The 18,920-nt window shown below is 35.0% G+C and carries 17 protein-coding genes; 10 read left to right on the top strand and 7 right to left on the bottom strand.

Annotated elements, in window-relative coordinates; all coding sequences use genetic code 11:
• Positions 1-14 precede the first annotated feature (14 nt).
• From cdhA to LPC15_RS03620, 3 genes are all read left to right on the top strand, one after another.
• Positions 15-2,405 carry a CO dehydrogenase/acetyl-CoA synthase complex subunit alpha gene (gene cdhA, locus LPC15_RS03630; RefSeq protein ID WP_229234019.1) on the top strand — a complete coding sequence of 797 codons (2,391 nt, stop codon included), beginning with the start codon at positions 15-17 and terminating at the stop codon, positions 2,403-2,405.
• A gap of 5 nt (positions 2,406-2,410) precedes the next feature.
• Positions 2,411-2,938 (top strand): CO dehydrogenase/acetyl-CoA synthase complex subunit epsilon, encoded by a 528-nt coding sequence (cdhB, locus tag LPC15_RS03625; RefSeq protein WP_229234018.1) that lies wholly within the window; start codon positions 2,411-2,413, stop codon positions 2,936-2,938.
• A 144-nt stretch (positions 2,939-3,082) separates the two neighbouring features.
• Entirely contained in the window at positions 3,083-3,274 is a 192-nt protein-coding gene (locus LPC15_RS03620; protein ID WP_229234017.1) for a DNA-directed RNA polymerase subunit K, read from the top strand.
• Positions 3,275-3,332: 58 nt separating this feature from the next.
• On the opposite strand, the gene LPC15_RS03615 is transcribed toward LPC15_RS03620, so the two are convergent.
• Entirely contained in the window at positions 3,333-4,349 is a 1,017-nt protein-coding gene (locus LPC15_RS03615) for a phosphate signaling complex PhoU family protein (RefSeq protein WP_229234016.1), read from the bottom strand.
• 15 nt (positions 4,350-4,364) lie between these two features.
• Positions 4,365-5,399, bottom strand: coding sequence for a phosphate signaling complex PhoU family protein (locus tag LPC15_RS03610; RefSeq protein WP_229234015.1), 1,035 nt, complete (start codon positions 5,397-5,399; stop codon positions 4,365-4,367).
• A gap of 183 nt (positions 5,400-5,582) precedes the next feature.
• On the opposite strand from LPC15_RS03610, the gene LPC15_RS03605 reads away from it, so the two are divergent.
• The 7 genes from LPC15_RS03605 (at position 5,583) to pstB (ending at position 12,409) form a co-directional block, all read left to right on the top strand.
• Entirely contained in the window at positions 5,583-6,425 is an 843-nt protein-coding gene (locus LPC15_RS03605; RefSeq protein WP_229234014.1) for a phosphate ABC transporter substrate-binding protein, read from the top strand.
• 11 nt (positions 6,426-6,436) lie between these two features.
• Positions 6,437-7,180 (top strand): metallophosphoesterase family protein, encoded by a 744-nt coding sequence (locus LPC15_RS03600; protein WP_229234013.1) that lies wholly within the window; start codon positions 6,437-6,439, stop codon positions 7,178-7,180.
• 63 nt (positions 7,181-7,243) lie between these two features.
• Positions 7,244-8,065 (top strand): phosphate ABC transporter substrate-binding protein, encoded by an 822-nt coding sequence (locus LPC15_RS03595; RefSeq protein ID WP_229234012.1) that lies wholly within the window; start codon positions 7,244-7,246, stop codon positions 8,063-8,065.
• A gap of 35 nt (positions 8,066-8,100) precedes the next feature.
• Complete coding sequence (pstC, locus tag LPC15_RS03590; protein WP_229234011.1) at positions 8,101-9,006, top strand: phosphate ABC transporter permease subunit PstC; 906 nt, start codon at positions 8,101-8,103, stop codon at positions 9,004-9,006.
• A gap of 3 nt (positions 9,007-9,009) precedes the next feature.
• Positions 9,010-10,317 carry a phosphate ABC transporter permease PstA gene (pstA, locus tag LPC15_RS03585; protein ID WP_229234010.1) on the top strand — a complete coding sequence of 436 codons (1,308 nt, stop codon included), beginning with the start codon at positions 9,010-9,012 and terminating at the stop codon, positions 10,315-10,317.
• A gap of 195 nt (positions 10,318-10,512) precedes the next feature.
• On the top strand, positions 10,513-11,610 hold the full coding sequence (locus LPC15_RS03580; RefSeq protein ID WP_229234009.1) for an RAD55 family ATPase: 1,098 nt from the start codon (positions 10,513-10,515) through the stop codon (positions 11,608-11,610).
• 40 nt (positions 11,611-11,650) lie between these two features.
• Positions 11,651-12,409 carry a phosphate ABC transporter ATP-binding protein PstB gene (gene pstB, locus LPC15_RS03575; RefSeq protein ID WP_267496921.1) on the top strand — a complete coding sequence of 253 codons (759 nt, stop codon included), beginning with the start codon at positions 11,651-11,653 and terminating at the stop codon, positions 12,407-12,409.
• Between the two features lie 93 nt (positions 12,410-12,502).
• On the opposite strand, the gene LPC15_RS03570 is transcribed toward pstB, so the two are convergent.
• From LPC15_RS03570 to LPC15_RS03550, 5 genes are read right to left on the bottom strand one after another with little or no spacing between them, the layout of a single operon-like run.
• On the bottom strand, positions 12,503-13,054 hold the full coding sequence (locus LPC15_RS03570) for an FmdE family protein (protein WP_229234008.1): 552 nt from the start codon (positions 13,052-13,054) through the stop codon (positions 12,503-12,505).
• A complete protein-coding gene (gene phoU, locus LPC15_RS03565) occupies positions 13,051-13,737 on the bottom strand; it encodes a phosphate signaling complex protein PhoU (RefSeq protein WP_229234007.1) in 687 nt (228 codons plus the stop codon). Before phoU ends, LPC15_RS03570 begins: the two co-directional genes overlap by 4 nt.
• A 28-nt stretch (positions 13,738-13,765) precedes the next feature.
• Entirely contained in the window at positions 13,766-16,426 is a 2,661-nt protein-coding gene (locus LPC15_RS03560; protein ID WP_229234006.1) for an AAA family ATPase, read from the bottom strand.
• A complete protein-coding gene (locus LPC15_RS03555; RefSeq protein WP_229234005.1) occupies positions 16,407-17,555 on the bottom strand; it encodes a DNA repair exonuclease in 1,149 nt (382 codons plus the stop codon). The genes LPC15_RS03560 and LPC15_RS03555 overlap by 20 nt, the downstream gene beginning before the upstream one ends.
• Before the next feature lie 52 nt (positions 17,556-17,607).
• The gene (locus tag LPC15_RS03550; protein WP_420709462.1) at positions 17,608-18,858 is read right to left on the bottom strand and encodes an ORC1-type DNA replication protein; all 1,251 of its coding nucleotides are present in this window, start codon (positions 18,856-18,858) and stop codon (positions 17,608-17,610) included.
• Between the last annotated feature and the right edge of the window lie 62 nt (positions 18,859-18,920).

Genomic DNA, 18,920 nt, shown 5'->3' with positions numbered 1-18,920 from the left:
AGGAGTTTTAGAATATGGTAAAATTAAAACCAGGAATATTCGATATTGAAGATTTGGAAAATGTTAAAATCGAGATCAAGGAGATTATGGGCGAGAAGATGCCTGAAGAGGAATGGGCGCCGATGGGTCCGACACCAAAACCGAAAATTCCAGATTTGAGATATTGGGATAGAATTTTATTGAAGAGATATCCACCGTTTTATGCACCACAGTGTGACACCTGTATACTTTGCACGATGGGAAAATGCGATCTTACGGGAAACAAAAGAGGTGCATGTGGTATAAGCTTAGAAGCGATGCAGGGAAGGATCGTCCTTCTAGCATGCTTGGCAGGATGCAGTGCCCACGCTGCACACGGGAGACATATGCTGCACGACATAGAGCATATGAAAGGAGAGTTAGACAAGATCCCGATCGACTTCGGAACAGAGATAAATGTTGAGGCTCCGTTAACACGATTGATAACCGGAATAAAACCCAAAACGGTTGCAGATCTGAAAGAGGTCTTCTCTTATATAGAGGAGAATATTGTTCAGTTAGGAGACGCGCTTCACACAGGACAAGAAGGTTCTGCTTTAGATTTTGAGTCTAAGGCATACCAGATGGGTATGCTTGATTCTTTGGGAAAGGAGGCCGCAGATATAGCACAGATAGCAGCATTCAACTTCCCAATTGGACCTGATCGCCCGTTGTTGGATGTAGGGATGGGAACTTTAGATACTAACAAGGCAGTCATCCTTGTGATAGGGCACAACGCTCCGCCTGCAACGAATATATGTGATTACATTCAAGATCACAATCTGGAGGATGAGGTGGATATTGGGGGTGTCTGTTGTACGGCTCTCGACTCTTCCAGATACTCCACAATTGTTAAACTTGCCAGCTCGCTCGGAAGGCAGTTGAGGGTTATACGGGCAGGTTTAGTTGATTGTATCGTCGTAGATGAGCAGTGCATACGAGCGGATATAATCGAGCAGGCTCAGAAGGTCGGAACACCAGTGATATTCGCGAACGACAAGAAAATGCATAACTTGGAGATCAGGGATGGAGATGACCCCGATGAGATCGTGAAGGATCTTGTCTCTGGAAACGTTCCAGGCGTTGTTTTACTGGATCCGCTCAACGTGGGTGAGGTTGCCGTGAAGGTTGCTCAGCAGATAAAGCCGATCAGGAGAAAGAAGGGCTGGATCCTCTCGGACGAAGAATTCAAGAAACAGGTGGAAGCCTGTACGAATTGTGGAAACTGTACGATAGCATGTCCAAATGGAATAAGGATCGGTGATGGACATAAACTTGCCGCTGAAGGAGATAGCTCTCTGTTGGCATCGCAATTCGATATCTGTATCGGTTGCGGAAGGTGTGAACAGGTATGCCCGCAGAACATACCGATCGTCAGCACGATGATAAAGGCTGCATGGCCTCTGATACAGGAGGAGAAAGGAAAGATAAGACAGGCAAGAGGCCCTATATTTGATACAGAGATAAGAACTGTTGGAGCACCGCTCGTTCTTGGGACGATACCAGGAATAATAGCCCCAATCGGATGTGGGAACTATCCAAACGGGACCAAAGACGTATACACCATTGCGAAAGAGTTTGGTGATCGGGGTTACATCGTCTGTTTGACGGGATGCATGTTGATCGACACCGGGTTATACAAGGACGAGGATGGAAAAACGCTCTTTGAGACACATCCAGACGTCTTCGATAAAGGTGGGATCATAAACGTGGGTTCCTGCGTCTCGAATGCACACATACACGATGCAGCGATCAAGGTCGCGAATATCTTCGCCCAGAGAAATATAAGAGGAAACTACGCAGAGATCGCCGATTATATATTAAACAGGGTCGGAGCATGTGGAGTTGCCTGGGGAGCAATGTCACAGAAGGCAGCATCAATCGCTGCAGGATTCAACAGACTTGGAGTTCCTGCTGTTGTAGGCCCGCACAGTATAAAATATAGAAGATCTTTCTTAGGTAGAAAAGATAAAGAGGAAGATTGGTATGTTTATGATGCAAGGAACGGCGAACGTGTCTATGTAGGACCTGTACCTGAGCATCTACTAGTCGTAGCCGAGACGATAGAAGAGTGCATACCCTTAACAGCTAAACTTTGTATGAGAGCTGCAGATACTCCTGCGGGTAGATCTATAAAATTGACCCATTATATAGACTTAAACCAGAAATATTTGGGTGATTATCCAGATGATTGGCATCTCTTCGTAAGATCCGAGGCAGATCTTCCTATAGCTAAGAGAACGGAGTTATTGCAGAAATTAGAGGCAGAACAGGGATGGAAGATAGATTGGAAATCGAAAAAGATTGTTGAGGGACCAAAGGTTTATTACAATCCATCATTTGATCCTACAAACATAAAAGATTTAATTAGAACAAAGAAGGAGTAAAAAAAATGGCAGAACTTAAAATGTTACCTTTTGATGCAGGGAACATACCCGGACCAAAGATGGGCCGGGTTACTGCACCCAAAATTATCGGAAAGATGATAAAAAGGGCAAAAAAGCCTCTTTTAATCTGTGGATCTAATATAGAGGAACATGGATCGATAGATAAGGCTATAGAGATCGGAAAGAAAGGGATACCCATTGCTGCAAGTGGTAATGCCATAGTCGCTTTCAGGAATAAAGGATATATGGATAATGTAAAATATGTCTTATTAAATGACTTGGCAAACTGTTTAAGGGATCCTGAATGGAAGGGACTCGATGGTAAAGGAAATTATGATACGGTAATCTTTATAGGATCGCTTTATTATCTGACTTCTGGAATACTCGCTTCATTAAAGAATTTTGTACCGCATATAAAGGCATTGGCTATAGATCCTTATTATCAGCCAAACGCAGATATGACTTTTGGTGATATTTGGAGAAAAAAAGACGAGTATTTAGCTATGCTTGATGAGGTTATAGGCGAACTTTAAAACCCACAGGTTCTTCACTCCCATCCATTGCAAATCTTCGATTTGAAACTGGATTGCACAGGAGTGAAGAACATCTATTTTCAAAGGGAGGTGCAGGAACCGTAGGTTCTGCAAGAGCATCTGTTTTCAGCAAGAGGTGGTTTTTTGGAATTAGAATATACAAAATTTGAACGGGCAAGGATACTATCCGCACGGGCTTTACAGATAGCAAATGGAGCCCGGATCTTTATAGATCCAAAAGGTGAGACAGATCCTATTTTGATCGCAAAAATGGAGTATGAGGCAGGACAAATACCAATAAAGGTATTAAAAACATCACAAATCTTTGATTCGTAACAAAAAAAAGAATAAACAGATAAACAATCCTTGGATTGGATGAATAACGATCAATTAATCAAGAAGATACTATATTTATCTTTATCTCCTCGACATCCTGTATATATTCTGCTATCCTGATCAAGCTATCTACTATAGATAACTTATAAACGCCATACATAACATCATCGTAGCTGCTTTTCAGTATTTTTTCGTAGAGATCCGAGCTTCCTTCATCTATTATCTTTTTGGCATTTTTTATAATTCTATTAGACTCGTTAATATTCATTTTATCTGCTGTTAAAGAGCTTAACGATGCGGATAATATATCCTGTATCTCATTACAAACATTTAATAAACCATCCGGCGTGTTGTTCAACAAGATAAGATTTTTTGCTATATTTTTTATATGGTCACAGATTCGTTCTATACTTTTTATTAGTACTCTATACTCTACGATAACTTTTATTTTTAAGATACCAACCTTTTTTCCAATTTCTGGTATGTCTAATGCCTCTTTAAGTTGTCTCACTATCAATAGATAGAATCTATTAATCTCTTTATCTCTTTGAATTATATCCTCTAAAAATCGAGTTTTTCTCTCTTTTAAACTATACATCATATCTCTAAACATAGATTCTGTCATATCTTTCAGTCCGTTTATTACTTTATCCAGAGAAAAATCTTCATGATTTATAAAACATCTTAAAACTATCTCTTTACTGGACTCTTCGATTACCTCTAATCCCATAATCTGTTCCCTGATTTTATCTTTCAATCCTTTTTTATAATTATTCGTTAATTTTTTTTTGAATACGATTCTTATAATATCAATACCAGCCAGATAATATGCTACAATTTTTCTATATATATTATCAATGAGCAAGTCTTCATCCTTACTTAATTCGATCTTTGATTCAGAGATACTTTTTTTACCTATATTATCAACTAATATCGTATTATCGTCCCTCAAAACTAAGTTTACTTCATCTCCTTTCCTCAACCCCATCTTCTTTACCCATTCTATTGGAATAGAGAGTACATAAGTAGAGCCGCCTGTAATTTGCAATTTCCGTTTTATTATATCTCTTACCACTTTTTGCACCTCATTTTAATTATTACCATATGTATTTGATTTTTCTATATTCATGTTGATAATAAGCTCGTTGATATCTGCAAGATATCCAGATATCCTTTCTAAACTGTTCAGTATCGTTATGAACAGTATCTTCTTAGAAAAAGCAACCTCTTCTGTTAATATATCTTTTTTTAATAAATTAACCTCTTCAATCAATTCTTTTGCCTTATTTATATTTATGTTTACCTCATCTACTCTGTTCTTGAATAGAATATTCAACGAATCGATGTATAATTTTTTTATATTATCGGTTATACCAAAAAACTGTGGTGGATAATCGATACTATCATTTTCGGTTTGTATGACACTGTCTCCTATTTTTTTTATATGATCGCTTATCCTCTCTATATTTTTAACGATAAGCCTATAATTAAAAATTTGAGTAGTATCTTTGATACCAATCTTTTTTCTTATAGAGTTATACTCTGCCGCCTCGATCAACTGTCTTATTGCAAAAAGATAAAACCTGTTCACTTCTCTATCTCTCTGCACGACCTCTCGAGCTAGATTTGTATCTCCTTTTTTTAATGATAAAACGGTATCCTCGTACATTATCTCTACTATATTACCCATAGTATTCAGAATGTTCGAAAATGAAAAATCTTCATAGTTTATAAAACACCGTAGGATCATCTCTTTATTTGACTCGCTTACCACATCCAATCCGATGAGCAATTTTCTGGCGGTATTTTTAAACCATTTTTTATAAATCTTGTCAAATCCTTCTTCCGGAGCGATAATTTTTATAAAATCATAACCTACAAGATAGTAAGCAACTACTAATCGGTAAATATCCTCTATACTGTCTTTCTCATCCACTGTTATAGATATATCAAGACTTTCTCTCTTCTTCTCTTCTCCGATTAATATTGTCTTGTCTTCTCTTAAAAATAGATGGACATGATCTCCTTTCTTTAATCCCATCTTCTTTACCCATTCTATCGGCAAGGATACGATATGGGTAAATCCCCCTGTTACCTGAATCTTTCGTTTTGCCTCTTTTATCACTCGATCACCACTTTTAGATATTATTTACATATTATTAATTATATATACTGCTATATATATTTTACTATGATGTATAAATAATTAATATTAATTTATTTATACCAGTTTAAATATATTTGTGGATAAATAGATTTATCTAAGTAAAATTGATAGAGGGAATAATTACTATTAAAGGTGGTATGTTTGAAGGCAAATCAGATTGAATGGATGATAATATTACTGATAATTTTATCAGTCTTAATATTTGCAGATTATTTTTTAACAGATCAATCAGAAAAAGAATTAATTATTGCTGGGTCTACTACTATCTTTCCTATTATCGAAGGAGTTGCGGATAATTATATATTAGAAGATCCAGATAAAGAGGTAACTGTTATTGGAGGTAGCTCAGAATATGGTCTTTCTCTCTTGAACGATGGTGATATAGATATTGCCACCGTTTCTAGGGATCTTACTATCTATGAGATAGAGCAATATTGCACGTTAAGATATCCGCCATTATCTGTAGCTACTATTGCAAAAGGTGGGACTCTTTTCATAGTTAATCCTAAAAACAATATAGATAACTTAACTTCCAGTCAAATAAGTGATATTTATACAGGAAAAATAAAAAACTGGAAGGATGTGGGAGGAGAAAATAAGGAGATCACTTTTTTGGGTAGAGTATCTTCATCAGGAACTAGACAGACAGTTGAATCTATTTTAAATATAGAAGAGGTAAGGAACGATATGGTCCCATTACCTACAAACAGCAGTGTGGTAATCGGCGTATCAGAGGATGAGAACGCTATAGGCTATATAGGGCACGGATATCTCGATCCAAGTAGAGTAAAAGCACTATCTGTTGATAATGTGGAAGGAAGCATTGAGCATATCTCAAGAGATGTTTATCCTTTGGTTAGAAACCTAAATCTTGTCACCAGAGGAGGACCAAAAGGAATGGTAAAAGACTTTATAGATTTTATATTTAGTAAAGAAGGAGAGAATGTTATTAGAACGAACGGATGTATCCCCGTTCGGTGTTAAGAGGTGTAACAATGCCCATAAAAATTATACATCTGTCAGATATCCATATAGCATCTCCATACTTCATTCCAGATATGTATGACGATGTAGTGAGAGAGATAAATGATATAGAACCTGACATAGTTGTTATTACAGGAGATTTAACAAATGAGGGGAGGCTCTCCGAATATGAGGAGGCGAGTAGATATATTAAAAAAATAAAATGCAAAAACATGGTTATCTTGCCTGGAAATCATGATACACGAAATGCAGGGTATCTACTTTTTGAAGAATATTTTGGAGAACGGATTAAGACGTTACGCTATAAAAATATAACGGTTGTCGGTGTAGATTCTTCAGAACCGGATATAGACGATGGACATATTGGTAGAGATAAGTATCCATATATAATAGACAGTTTTAACCAGAATAAAGACGATTTTAAGATTTTTGCACTTCATCATCATGTGATCCCTGTACCATTATGTGGCAGAGAAAGGAATGTACCTACAGACGCAGGAGACCTGCTAGATGTTTTGGATAGATTAAAGATAGATATGATTCTTTGCGGCCACAGGCACGTTCCATGGCTCTGGAATTTAAATGATATGATCGTTCTTAACGCTGGAACAGCAAGTACAAGTCGAACAAAAGGCAAAATCAGCCAGTCTTATAATTATATAGAGATCGATGATTTCCTTAAAATATATAGAATATCTTCTAATGGTGAAAAATATATATTACTTAATAGAAAGATATATAAAGACGAATTATAAGAAAAAAAATGATGATACATTATTTATTAACACTACGTATATTGCAAATGTAGGGATCTCAGCATGAAGTTTGTTATTAAATATCTAGCTATAGTATTGGTTATTGTACTAACTATAATACCCTTTGGATCTGCTTTAGAGATTGTTCAAGTTACGGGATCTTCTACAGTTATGCCAATTGCAGCAAGGTGTGCAGAAGTATTTAACAAACAACAGAACGAAATAAGAGTTACTGTAACTGGTGGTGGATCGGGACACGGTATTGAGGCTGTTGCGACTGGAAAAGCAGATATTGGAATGGCATCACGTGATATAAAGGAGTCAGAGATAGAACGTTTTGGGGATAAATTTGTGGAACATACAATTGCAAAGGATGCCGTTGCCGTAGTCGTCAGTTCTGATATATATAATGCAGGTGTTACCGACCTTACCAAAGAGGAGATAAGAAAGATATTCAATGGGGAGATAAATAATTGGAGTGAAGTTGGTGGACCTAACAAATGGATCGCTGTTATAGTCAGGAAAACAGGATCTGGAACGAGGAATACATTTATGGATGCCATATTTGGAACTGCAGATGCAGAAGCTAATGGGAAAGATGTAGAAGTTAGCGAGAATGCAGAAATGCTGATGAAAATCGTAAATAAGGACAATGCGATAGGATATCTTTCAGTAGGATATCTTAACGAGAATGTTAAAGCAATCGCGATAGATGGTGTGTTACCTACGAAAGAGAATATCTACAATGGTCGTTATCCTATCTCTAGAAGCTTGTATTTTTATACTTTTGGGAAACCATCACCAAAAACGCAAAGATTTATAGATTTTGTATTGAGCAGTGAGGGACAAAAAATTGTTGAAGAAGAGGGGTATCTTCCACTATAAAAATACCGTATATTTAAAGAGTTAAGTTGAGATTTATGGATGACACAAAATCAAAGATTAGTTTTAAGATGTTTAAAGAGAAAGCGATCGAAAAATTTCTGCTTATCATGTCTCTGATCTCTATCTCGATTGTTTTTATTATATTTCTGTATCTTATATTGGAAGGAGTTCCAGCATTTTCAACGATTGGTTTTTTTAATTTTATATTTGGAACAGAGTGGTTTTTTCCTACTGATACATACGGCATAATGCCACTATTGATAGGATCTTTTTACGTAACTATCATTGCAACAGTTATAGCTGTTATTCTCGGTATACCATCTGCTATTGTGTTATCTGAAATGATGCCGCCTTCCATCGCGTCAATCATAAAACCGATCATTGAGATCTTAAACGATATTCCTTCCATCGTATACGGGTTTATAGGGATGATAATCTTGATCCCATTCATGGAGTCTAGCCTTTCTATGGTTGTAGGCGAATCATATATTACAGCTGGAATTGTGTTGGGCATTATGGCACTTCCTACAATAGTAACTATCTCGGATGATGCCATCAGATCTGTTCCTAAAGATATCAAAGAAGGTAGTTTAGCACTTGGCGCATCACATTGGGAGACTATAAAAAACATTGTTATTCCCAGTGCGATATCAGGCATTATTGCCTCTATCATTCTAGCAATGGGCCGAGTATTAGGTGAGACTATGGCTGTTATGTTTTTGATAGGATGCATACCACGAATACCAACCCCCTTTTATAACATCTTTCAAAGTGGTAGCACAATGACGACAGGAATAGTAAGCGAGATGGGAGAAGCCGCACGAGGATCGCTTCATTATCATTCTCTGGTTGGTATAGGCGTAATTCTATTAATAATAGTTACTATTTTAAATTTTGTCGCGGATTATGCACGTATTAGAGTTCAAAAGAAGTTTGGGTGAATTATGGATCGCTTAAAGATCAAAGATTTTGATATAATCAGACGAATTACGAGAATAGATAGATGGGCATACTCGATCGGTTTTATCGTCTTGATTTTCGGTTTTATTACTCTTCTTACAGGCTCCTTCAACAAATCTTTTATATCTGATTATACTATTATCTTTTCGTGGATCATTCCAGCAATTCTCTTAATTCCAGCCTTGATATCATTATTTCTCTTTTTAAAGATTATAATATCGGATGAAAAAGATGATAATTCATCTTTTAGAAGAAAAAGATCGATCTTTTTCGTATATTTTATTGTATTGATTATTCTGTCTTTGACCGTTCATTCGATCGATCCTTCTCTATCGATAATATTTGATGATTTGATGATAGGTGTTGATAGTAGCATTATTATCTCTATATTACTGTTGATTGTGGGTATAATCATAATAAAGTTGGCTACGAATCTACAGCACGGCTTTAAAAAACAAGCAAATCAATTATTTGTATTTATTTTATTTGGTTTGGCCGCTTCCATCGTTTTATTGATCCTTGGATACATATTATTTATACTTTTTGTGAATGGCGGTGGTGCAATAAATTTAGAATTTCTAACGGGAGACGTAATTAATTATGGTGCCGATGGAGGTATATTTCCATGTATTGTAGGGACTATATATCTTGTCGCAGGTACTGTAATAATAGCACTTATTCTGGGTGTGCCTACCGCGATATATATGGTAGAATATGCTAATACCAGCAAGCTAACGCGAGCAATAAATATAGCAGTAAATAGCCTAAATGGTATTCCTTCGATTATATTTGGTCTATTTGGTTACGCATTCTTGGTATCTTTTTTCGGCAGGCCGACTCTCTTGGCAGGTTGGATACTTCTCGGTATCATGACCGTTCCAACAGTAATAGTGACCACAGAAGAAGCATTGAAGAACGTGCCTAAATCGGTAAGAGAGGGAAGTCTTGCTATGGGTGCGACCAAATGGCAGACTATAAGAAGAGTTGTCTTACCTGCAGCCGTCCCTGGTATTATTACCGGTGCGGTACTTTCTATAGGTAGAGCAGCAGGTGAGACTGCACCTATAATGTTCACTGCTACCGTATTTTTCCCGGCGGATATTCCGTCTTCCGTGTTAGAGCCTACACCTGTGTTGACCTATCACCTCTATGAACTTATGATGCGTCTATCGTCTCCTGAGATGTTTACGAATGCGTGGGGAACTGCTCTTGTCTTGATTGTTCTGGTTTTAGGAATAGATATTATTGCAATAATTATAAGAGATAGGTATAGAAAGAGGATACAATGGTAGATTTACCAAAAGATCAGTTGAAAAAATTAAGTAAAGAGACGCTTATAAACTTGCATTATCTGAAAAGATAGATTTAGAATTTAGGATAAAGTGTTACGAAGAGCTTAATTTTAGAAACAAGATGGAAGAGATTAAAGATATGCTTAATATCGAGATAGCACTTGATAAATTGGATAAAATACTTGGTGATGGGATATGATCTGCCCAAAAGAGATTATAAACGCGTTAGATAAAAAATCTGGATTTTCACTCATTGTGAGAGGCTCACCTGGTACAGGAAAAACCACGTTTGCACTCGAGTTATTGAAGAGGTATAAAGATAGTGGATTATATTTTTCGACGAGAACAAGTGTAGATTTGCTTTATGAACAATTTCCATGGCTGGTAGATGTGGTGGATAGAAACAAATTTTTTGAAAAGATACCAGAAGAAATATCATCTATTTTAGAGGATTCTGTACGATTTGAGTATGCTAACAAGATTGAATTTATAAAAGAGCTTTATGATCATGTTAGTTTGATAAAAGGGATGCCGCTCATTGTGTTAGATAGTTGGGAGGGAATTATTGGACAGATAGGCGAAAGAGAGACAAGTGCATTGGATATGGAATTATTAAATGTTTTTAAAGGAATGAAAGCAAATACTGTGCTTGTTTTAGAGCGGTCAATCCAAACACCGTTAGATTACCTTGTAGATAGAGTAATAGAGATTAAAGACGACGAGATTGAAGGTAGAAAGATAAGAGAGATGTACATACACAAGATGAGAGGAATACGTATAAATCAGTTTAAATATCTAATCACATTGGAAAATGGAGAATTCAACTATTTTGAGGAATTTACGAAGAATTACAAGAAAATAAAAGATTATTCAAGCGATAGTGGCGGATTAACAAATATTATTGGTGAATATAAGAAAAGGTCACACATCTTTTTGGAGTTTGATGAGGAGACAGATCCGCTGGATTATAATCTCTTAATATTAAAGATCATTAACGATTATATTGCCAAAAAGGGAAATATAATACTGATTGAGCCAAAAGACTTAGATATAGACGAACAAAAATATCCAGTGGAATTGATAAGGTTGGCAGAGATATCAGAGAAAAAAACAGATAATACAGCACTAATAAACAGATTAAAAGAAGTTGTTAAGACAAGAAAAGAGCCGATGCTTCTTATAAATTATTACGATGCAATAGAACGATTTTTTGGTAGAGATTCGGAAAGATGGATGAATATATTTTTAGGCGATTTAAAGGAGTATTTTTTAAAATCCTGTATAGTAAACTAACTGTTCAAGGAGGTTGAAGGAACCGTAGGTTCTGCTTAAAATGAGAGATATAATTGTTGTCAAAGAATTCAATCTATGGTTTGGTAAGGATCATATATTAAAAAATATCAATATGAATATCGAAAAAAATAAAGTTACTGCGATTATAGGCCCTTCCGGTTGTGGAAAATCTACTTTCATAAAATCTATCAATAGGATGAACGATCTTGTTCCAAATTGTACAACTGATGGAGAGATCTTATTTGATGGATTCGATAACATCTATAAAAAAGATGTAGATGTTTATGAATTAAGGAAGCGGATAGGGATGGTATTTCAAAATCCGAATCCATTTCCTATGTCTATTAAGGATAATATAACTTATGGTCCTAAAATTCATGGCATAAAAGATAAAAAAAAGCTTAATGAGATAGTTGAATCATCATTAAAGTCTGCAGCATTGTTTGATGAGGTTAAAGATAGATTGGATGATATGGCTCTTGGATTGAGCGGGGGCCAACAACAGCGGCTATGTATCGCTAGAGCTTTATCTATTCATCCGGAGATAATTTTGTTTGATGAGCCTTGTTCTGCTCTTGATCCAATATCTACTTCGAAGATAGAAGACCTTATATTAGACCTTGTAGAAAAATATACAATAATTATTGTAACACATAATATGCAACAGGCTGCAAGAATCTCGGATAATACCGCTTTTTTCTTGTCAGGTGAGCTTATAGAATATGGAAATACATCCGATATATTCGAAACACCAAAAGATAAAAGAACGGAGGCCTATATAACTGGTAAATTTGGATGATTCGTTTATATTTACCAATACGCGAAAATTAACAGGTCATCACAAACCTTTGGTTTGTGAGCCGCAAATCTTCGATTTGCAACATCTCAAATCTTATTTATCGATACAATCCTTGCATATCTTTCTTATATCATCTTTATCATCCATAAAGTATGCAAAAGGTTCTCTACATATCTCACAGATAGCTATTGCCTTCTTTTTTTTATCGGGAATTTTTAAATCGTTTACTTCGTAAGATAATATATCGGTCCATGCTTTAAGTATCTCAGGCACCACTTTCTCATGTGAGATATCTTTTGTATTCATAAACCAATCGTAGATAATAGGATATTTTTTTAATTTATTTATATCGACAAAGACTCTTACACTTTTATCCCCCCATTTTTTAGATACGGTTATCGCGAACTTACCCACATCCTTAATAATTACCGTTTTGTTTCCTATAGTACTCTTTGTTAATGCCATCATAGTATCTGGCAGACAGTTTACCGATTCTACCGTAAAGAATAACTTGCTATCCAGATTACATCCTAAAATCTCGCATGCATAGTTTAACATCGGGATTCCCAAAGCGGCACCTGAACTTAAATATCCATGAAACTCTCTTACCTTGTCTATCTGCCTCTTTAAATCTTCCTCGTTCATAATATATCACGCATCAATTTTGAAGCATCTTCATGATCAAGAATTATATTTCCAGTAACCATATATATAGTTCTATTAAAGATATTATAAGCATGTGCAACAATTCTCTTTAGAAACCTTGCAATAATTAAAAGATCGGACGCGTTCTTGAGTTTTTTTGGGTCTTCGATGATAAAAGTGAGTAATTCTCTCCTAACCTGTTCATATAATCCATATGCTAAATCGGCTTGATTCTTCATTATTTTATAATCGGATAAATCTTCATTCTTGAATGCACTAAGCGCTTTATCCAACATATCTTTTCCAATATCAATCATCCTTGGAATATCGATTAATGGTTTAATAAACGGTTCATCACCTATAGCAACGGTAGTCTCGGCAATGTTTCCTGCAAGATGTATTAACCGATTAAAATCAGTTATAACCTTCATACATGTGCTGATTATTCTTAAATCTTTTGCAACAGGCTGTTGGAGAGCAATAATCTGAATACATTTATTCTCTATATTTAATTCAAGTTTGTTGCTATTTTTTGCTTTATCTAAGACTGATTTGGCCAATTCTATATCTTTTGTAATAAATGATTTTGTCGATGCCTCGATCAATTCTTTTGCTAACAGCCCCATCTTATATACTTCATCTTTTAGCAAGGAGATCTCTTTTTTATATCTTTCTCTTGTCATTTTTATACCTCTTTAAAATCATCATTCATCAATCTTCTATTTGTGATATTTCTTTAACGTATGATACTCCGTTCTTTTTTTCAACTCTGTATATTGTATCTGCGATGTTCTCCAGTTCTTCCTGATGTGTTACTATTATAAGTTGTACTACTGGAACATTTGAAGATATACTGGTCGAAAAATTACTCAGTATCTCTGCTAGCTCATTTATTCTTTCACCATCCAGATTGGTCGTCGGTTCGTCCATAATTATAGTTGAGATTTTACTGGAAAGAACGTTTGCTATCGCCAACCTTATCGCTATCGCAACAGCTACTTTTTCACCGCCACTAATAGAAGCGATTGGTACCTTGCCGCTCTGTTTCCATAATTCTATATCGAAATCCTCATTTATATCTATAGATTCTATATCGAGATTAAACCGATCAAGATAAGATAACGCAACCTCTGATATCAAAGGAGCTATCCTCTTTCTAATCACCTTCTGCATACCATCTCGTGAGAATGCATTTTTAATCTGTTCCAGATCCTGACAGAACGATTTAATCTTATCTGCCTCTTTTACTTTCTCTTCAATCTTGCTTATCTGGTCATTCTTCTCATCTAAATCTTTAGTGTAAGTGTCTAACTGTTTTTCTAACTGTTTAATCGACCCTTCCAGCTCAGATATCTCACTAGAGATCTCGTTATACGTCTTTTCTACTCTCTTAAACTCTTCATCAGAAAATGCTAACTTCTTTATCTCATCTTCTATCGACTTTGATTTAACAATAAGATCTTCTTTCTCATCTTTATATCTCTGTAGTTCTTCTTTAATGGCAGGTATATCTTCTACCTTACTTGATAGTCTATCATACTCCTCTTTACTTTTTCTTAATCTTTTTAATTCTTCTTCCCCATCTTTTGGCTCATATCCAATGATACTTATAGTTGAAGAGATATCTGCTTCTATGTCCGTAATATTTTGGATCATAAGATCAATATCTGCTTTTACATCTTCTATATTCCGATATCTTAAAGACGTCTTTGCCGCATTATACCGATCATAAAAATCTTTCAAGCATTCAATCTCCGAATCGACCTCTTTTAATCTCTCGTTTGTTTTTTCAATCTCGATTAGAACAGGTTTTAATATATCCTTATCCCTTTCAAGGTATTTTATTTCATTTTTTATCTCTTCAATCCTCTCTATCTCGATATTTTTTATCTCTTCCAGACTTCTGTTAATATCATCTCTTTGTATAATTAATCCGTCTTTTTTTCTTTTATAATCTTCTATATCGATAGATAAACGATCTCTTTCTATCTCAAGATCATTCTTTACTTTATCTCTCTCTTTATCTGTTTGAAACGGCCTTTTACATACTGGACAGGCTTCTTTATCTCCCAATATCTCTAAATATTCATTAATTTCGTGTAATCTACCTTTGATCTCCCCTTCTCTTGTTTTTATATAGTTAAGGCTTGATTCGATATCATCTAATATCTCTCTCAATTCTTTGATTTTTTCCTTTTTGCGTTCAATAGTCACAATAGGAAGAATACTAGCAGCTTTAGACTCTAAATTTATATTCTCTTTGATTTTATTCTCTAACTCTTTATTAAGATATTCGATCTTTGTATCAATCTCAGTAATTTTTTTATAATCCTCGTTTAATCTATCTTTTTTAGATAATAATTCATTCTTGGACTTGTTTAATATCTCAAATTTATCATGAGCATCTTTCGTCTCATCAATTTCAGTTTTAAGCGATTTTATCTCTTTTAAATCTTTTTCAAGCCGTTCTTTATCACGAATTAGTTTTACATATCTTTCAACATATTCTATCTTCCAAATATCTTTTTCAAGCCTTTCTACATCTTTCTTTGCATTTTCTGCCTTGCTTAATTCTTTTTTCAATTTTTCGATCTGATCGTCTCTCTCATCCATCCTGATATTTAACTCTTTTAATGATGCATTCAGCTCTTGATATCGATCTCTATCTTGTTTTAAACTATCATATTTGTTTTTTATCACAACAAGCTCGTTTTTTTTATCCGATCTATCTTTTTTCATCCTTTCTCTCTCATCGCATCTCTCTTTAATTCTTTCTTCGATGCTTTTTATCTCTCTTGTTAGATCATCAAGTTTTACTTTGAAATTGTCATATCTTCTAGATACATCATCAAAATAGCTAATTATCGATTTAATATTTTCCCACGATCGTTCAAGCTTATCCAATCCTACTAATCGTCCTATAAGATTTTTTCTCTCTTTAGGCTGATCATCAAGCAGTTTAGATATCTCACCTTGCCTGATAAATATGGAAGATATTGCTATATTCTTATCTAGTCCTGTTATCCTCCTAACTTCGGATGTTACCTCTTTATCCGTAGCGAGATGATTATCTCCTTTCAGCAAACGAGCATAATTTCCTTTTAAATCTCTTGTTCTTATCACCCTATACTCCTGACCACTCTCCTGAAAGATCAGATCAACTTCAGTAGAGTTTTTTCCTATTCTTATGATATCCTTAACACTATCACCTCTTGGTTTTTCACCAAATAGTGAATAGAGAATAGCATCAATGATAGAAGTTTTACCAGCACCGTTAGGACCGACTATAACTGCCGTCTCGTAAGGATTAAAATTTAGCTCCGTATCTACGTGAGAGATAAAATCTTTAATCTTAATCGATTTTATTATCATTTTGAAAACCTTCGTTTTTAACCCCGTATCTTTTAGCAAGATAATCACGCGCCGTATCTTTTGCATTATCTATGTTATCGAGGTATAACTCGTTATAAAGGTCGTATGCCAAACCAGAAAGATAATTGTCCTTGAAATATTCGTCAAATATTTTTTTCATATCAAAGGATTTTTTGATCTCTATACTCTTATCCCTCTCTTTAGCAGATCTGTAAATACATCTATACCAGAATATCTTGTCTTTTAGCAATTCATTTAAAGATTTCTCTATCTCTCTCTTATTGGCCAATTCATCGATTATATTTATATGGAGCAATGGTTTTTTATTATTGTAGATTGGTATCTCTTTCAATACTTCCTTTACTCTTTCCAATCTATTATCCGTATCAATCTCATACTGAGCCCTTATATCTAAATCTACTGGGTAAATCTCTGTATCATCATCTGTAAGATCTATAATATAGATACCTTTACCATTCTCTCTCCAAGGACTTATTTCAGATGTGGAACAGATATCGGTAGAACCGCTGTATGCCAACCAGCCGTTTCCAAACCGTTCCAAAGATCTTGAATGAATATGACCTAGTGCATAGTATCTAGCGGTTCTCGGCAAGTCGTCCTCGGTCAATTCATAGTTGAACGGAAGAAATTTTTTAATGCCTTGATGTGCCATGAATATAGATTTTTTATAACCTTTAGATATAGTATCAAACCTCTTTATCTCTTCTTTCAATACCTCGGTTGCAGCCCCCTTCATATTGGATATTCCTGATATCAATACTCCATCTACCACCACTTTTTCTAACTTTCCAAATGCACCTAATACAGGTATATCAAAGACATTATGAGGGATCATCGCTCTTCTCTTTGGTTTATCATGATCTCCCAATATGGTAAATATCTTTATCTTACCTTTTATCTTATCTAAAACGCTTTTAAGCGAGAATAACGCTTTTATTGGAGGAGTAGGAGAATGAAACAGATCACCTGAATGAAGTATTACATCCACCCGTTCTTCGATCGCTTTATCTATCGCTTGGTTTAATGAGTTATAAAAATCATCTTCTCTCTCGTAAAGATTATACTGTCTATATCCAAGATGAGTATCAGAGATATGTGCTATTCTCATTATTAAAACCTTTTTTAACAGTTTGATATATAATCCTTTGGATATAACTATCTCATTTTAAATGGTTTGTAAGCGTTATCTGTTGACTATGGGATATCCTAGTTATCGATTTTATCCTATCATCATCCTGTATTGCCCGTTCTACTGTATCCGTATCGACTGCTAACGATATATTTTTGGTTCTACCGTATCTTCCTTTGCTTATCAAGACGGTGTTGATTAATCCTATTATCTCAAGTTCGGATATTAGATCTGAAATTCGTCGATAGGTAAGCCTTTCTATCTGAACAAGACCGCATAGTCTTTCATATAACGAATAAACCTCGCTTGTAATTATGCCTCGTGTCTTGCATTTTTCAAGTAGAAGGATAGAATAGATCAATATTTTTGAATGGACAGGAAGGGTCTTTATAACTTCGGTCGTTCCATCTATTTCCAACTTTTCTTTACCTTTTCGAACATGTTCTTCGGTAATTTTAACATCATTATTCCTCTCAGCTATTTCTCCAGCCATTCTAAGTAAATTCAATGCTTTTCTTGCATCACCATGCTCTTGAGCAGCAAAAGCTGCACAAAGTGGGACGACCTCTTCTAACAATACTTCCTTATCAAATGCTATTTTTGCTCTATTATCCAATATGTCTCTTAATTGTTCTGCATTATAAGGTGGAAAGACTATCTCTTCATGTCCTAGAGAGCTTAACGTTCTGGAATCTAAATACTTGATGAATTTTAAATCGTTTGATATACCTATAATAACAACTTTTGAATTGGTTAAATCTCCGTTAATTCTGGATAGATTATATAATAGATCATCTCCACCCTTTTTAACAAGTTTATCGATCTCATCCAGTCCTATTATCACGATCTGCTTTTTCTTCTCAATACATTCTATGAATTTGTTATACAATTTATCGGTAGGCCATCCTGCCAATGGGACATTCTCTCCATAATAAGATAACAGGTTAGAGAGCACTCTATACTGTGTATCTACCATCTCACAATTAATATATAAAAATGATGGCGATAGATCTTTTTTAATAGATAGAGAGTTTAATTCTTTACCAATATGTTTTACACATGCTGTTTTGCCAGTTCCTGGTTTACCAAATATAAAGATATTAGAAGGCACCTCCTGCCTTATTGTAGGTATAATTATGGATACAATATCCTCCAATTCTCTATCTCTATGAAGTAGATTTTCTGGTATATAGGCGTGGCTAAGCACCTCTTTATTCTTAAATAATGACTTATTATACAGATATTTATTGAACATATCTTTAATAAACTCGTTACCCATCAAGATGCTCCTTTAATCCGGTTTTCGTATTTAAAAATAGAAAATGTAGGATAACGTATCTTACT

Source organism: Candidatus Methanoliparum sp. LAM-1 (assembly GCF_020885915.1).
GTDB lineage: Archaea > Halobacteriota > Methanoliparia > Methanoliparales > Methanoliparaceae > Methanoliparum > Methanoliparum thermophilum.
Note: the sequence above shows the minus strand (reverse complement) of the source record. Positions and strands in the feature narration are given on the sequence as shown.

Excerpts from the sequence above, each read along its gene's own strand:
- cdhA (WP_229234019.1), top strand. The coding sequence starts at position 15 with ATGGTAAAATTAAAACCAGGAATATTCGATATTGAAGATTTGGAAAAT.
- cdhB (WP_229234018.1), top strand. The coding sequence starts at position 2,411 with ATGGCAGAACTTAAAATGTTACCTTTTGATGCAGGGAACATACCCGGA.
- LPC15_RS03600 (WP_229234013.1), top strand. The coding sequence starts at position 6,437 with ATGCCCATAAAAATTATACATCTGTCAGATATCCATATAGCATCTCCA.
- LPC15_RS03595 (WP_229234012.1), top strand. The coding sequence starts at position 7,244 with ATGAAGTTTGTTATTAAATATCTAGCTATAGTATTGGTTATTGTACTA.
- pstC (WP_229234011.1), top strand. The coding sequence starts at position 8,101 with ATGGATGACACAAAATCAAAGATTAGTTTTAAGATGTTTAAAGAGAAA.
- pstA (WP_229234010.1), top strand. The coding sequence starts at position 9,010 with ATGGATCGCTTAAAGATCAAAGATTTTGATATAATCAGACGAATTACG.
- LPC15_RS03580 (WP_229234009.1), top strand. The coding sequence starts at position 10,513 with ATGATCTGCCCAAAAGAGATTATAAACGCGTTAGATAAAAAATCTGGA.
- pstB (WP_267496921.1), top strand. The coding sequence starts at position 11,651 with ATGAGAGATATAATTGTTGTCAAAGAATTCAATCTATGGTTTGGTAAG.
- LPC15_RS03570 (WP_229234008.1), bottom strand. The coding sequence starts at position 13,054 with ATGAACGAGGAAGATTTAAAGAGGCAGATAGACAAGGTAAGAGAGTTT.
- phoU (WP_229234007.1), bottom strand. The coding sequence starts at position 13,737 with ATGACAAGAGAAAGATATAAAAAAGAGATCTCCTTGCTAAAAGATGAA.
- LPC15_RS03560 (WP_229234006.1), bottom strand. The coding sequence starts at position 16,426 with ATGATAATAAAATCGATTAAGATTAAAGATTTTATCTCTCACGTAGAT.
- LPC15_RS03555 (WP_229234005.1), bottom strand. The coding sequence starts at position 17,555 with ATGAGAATAGCACATATCTCTGATACTCATCTTGGATATAGACAGTAT.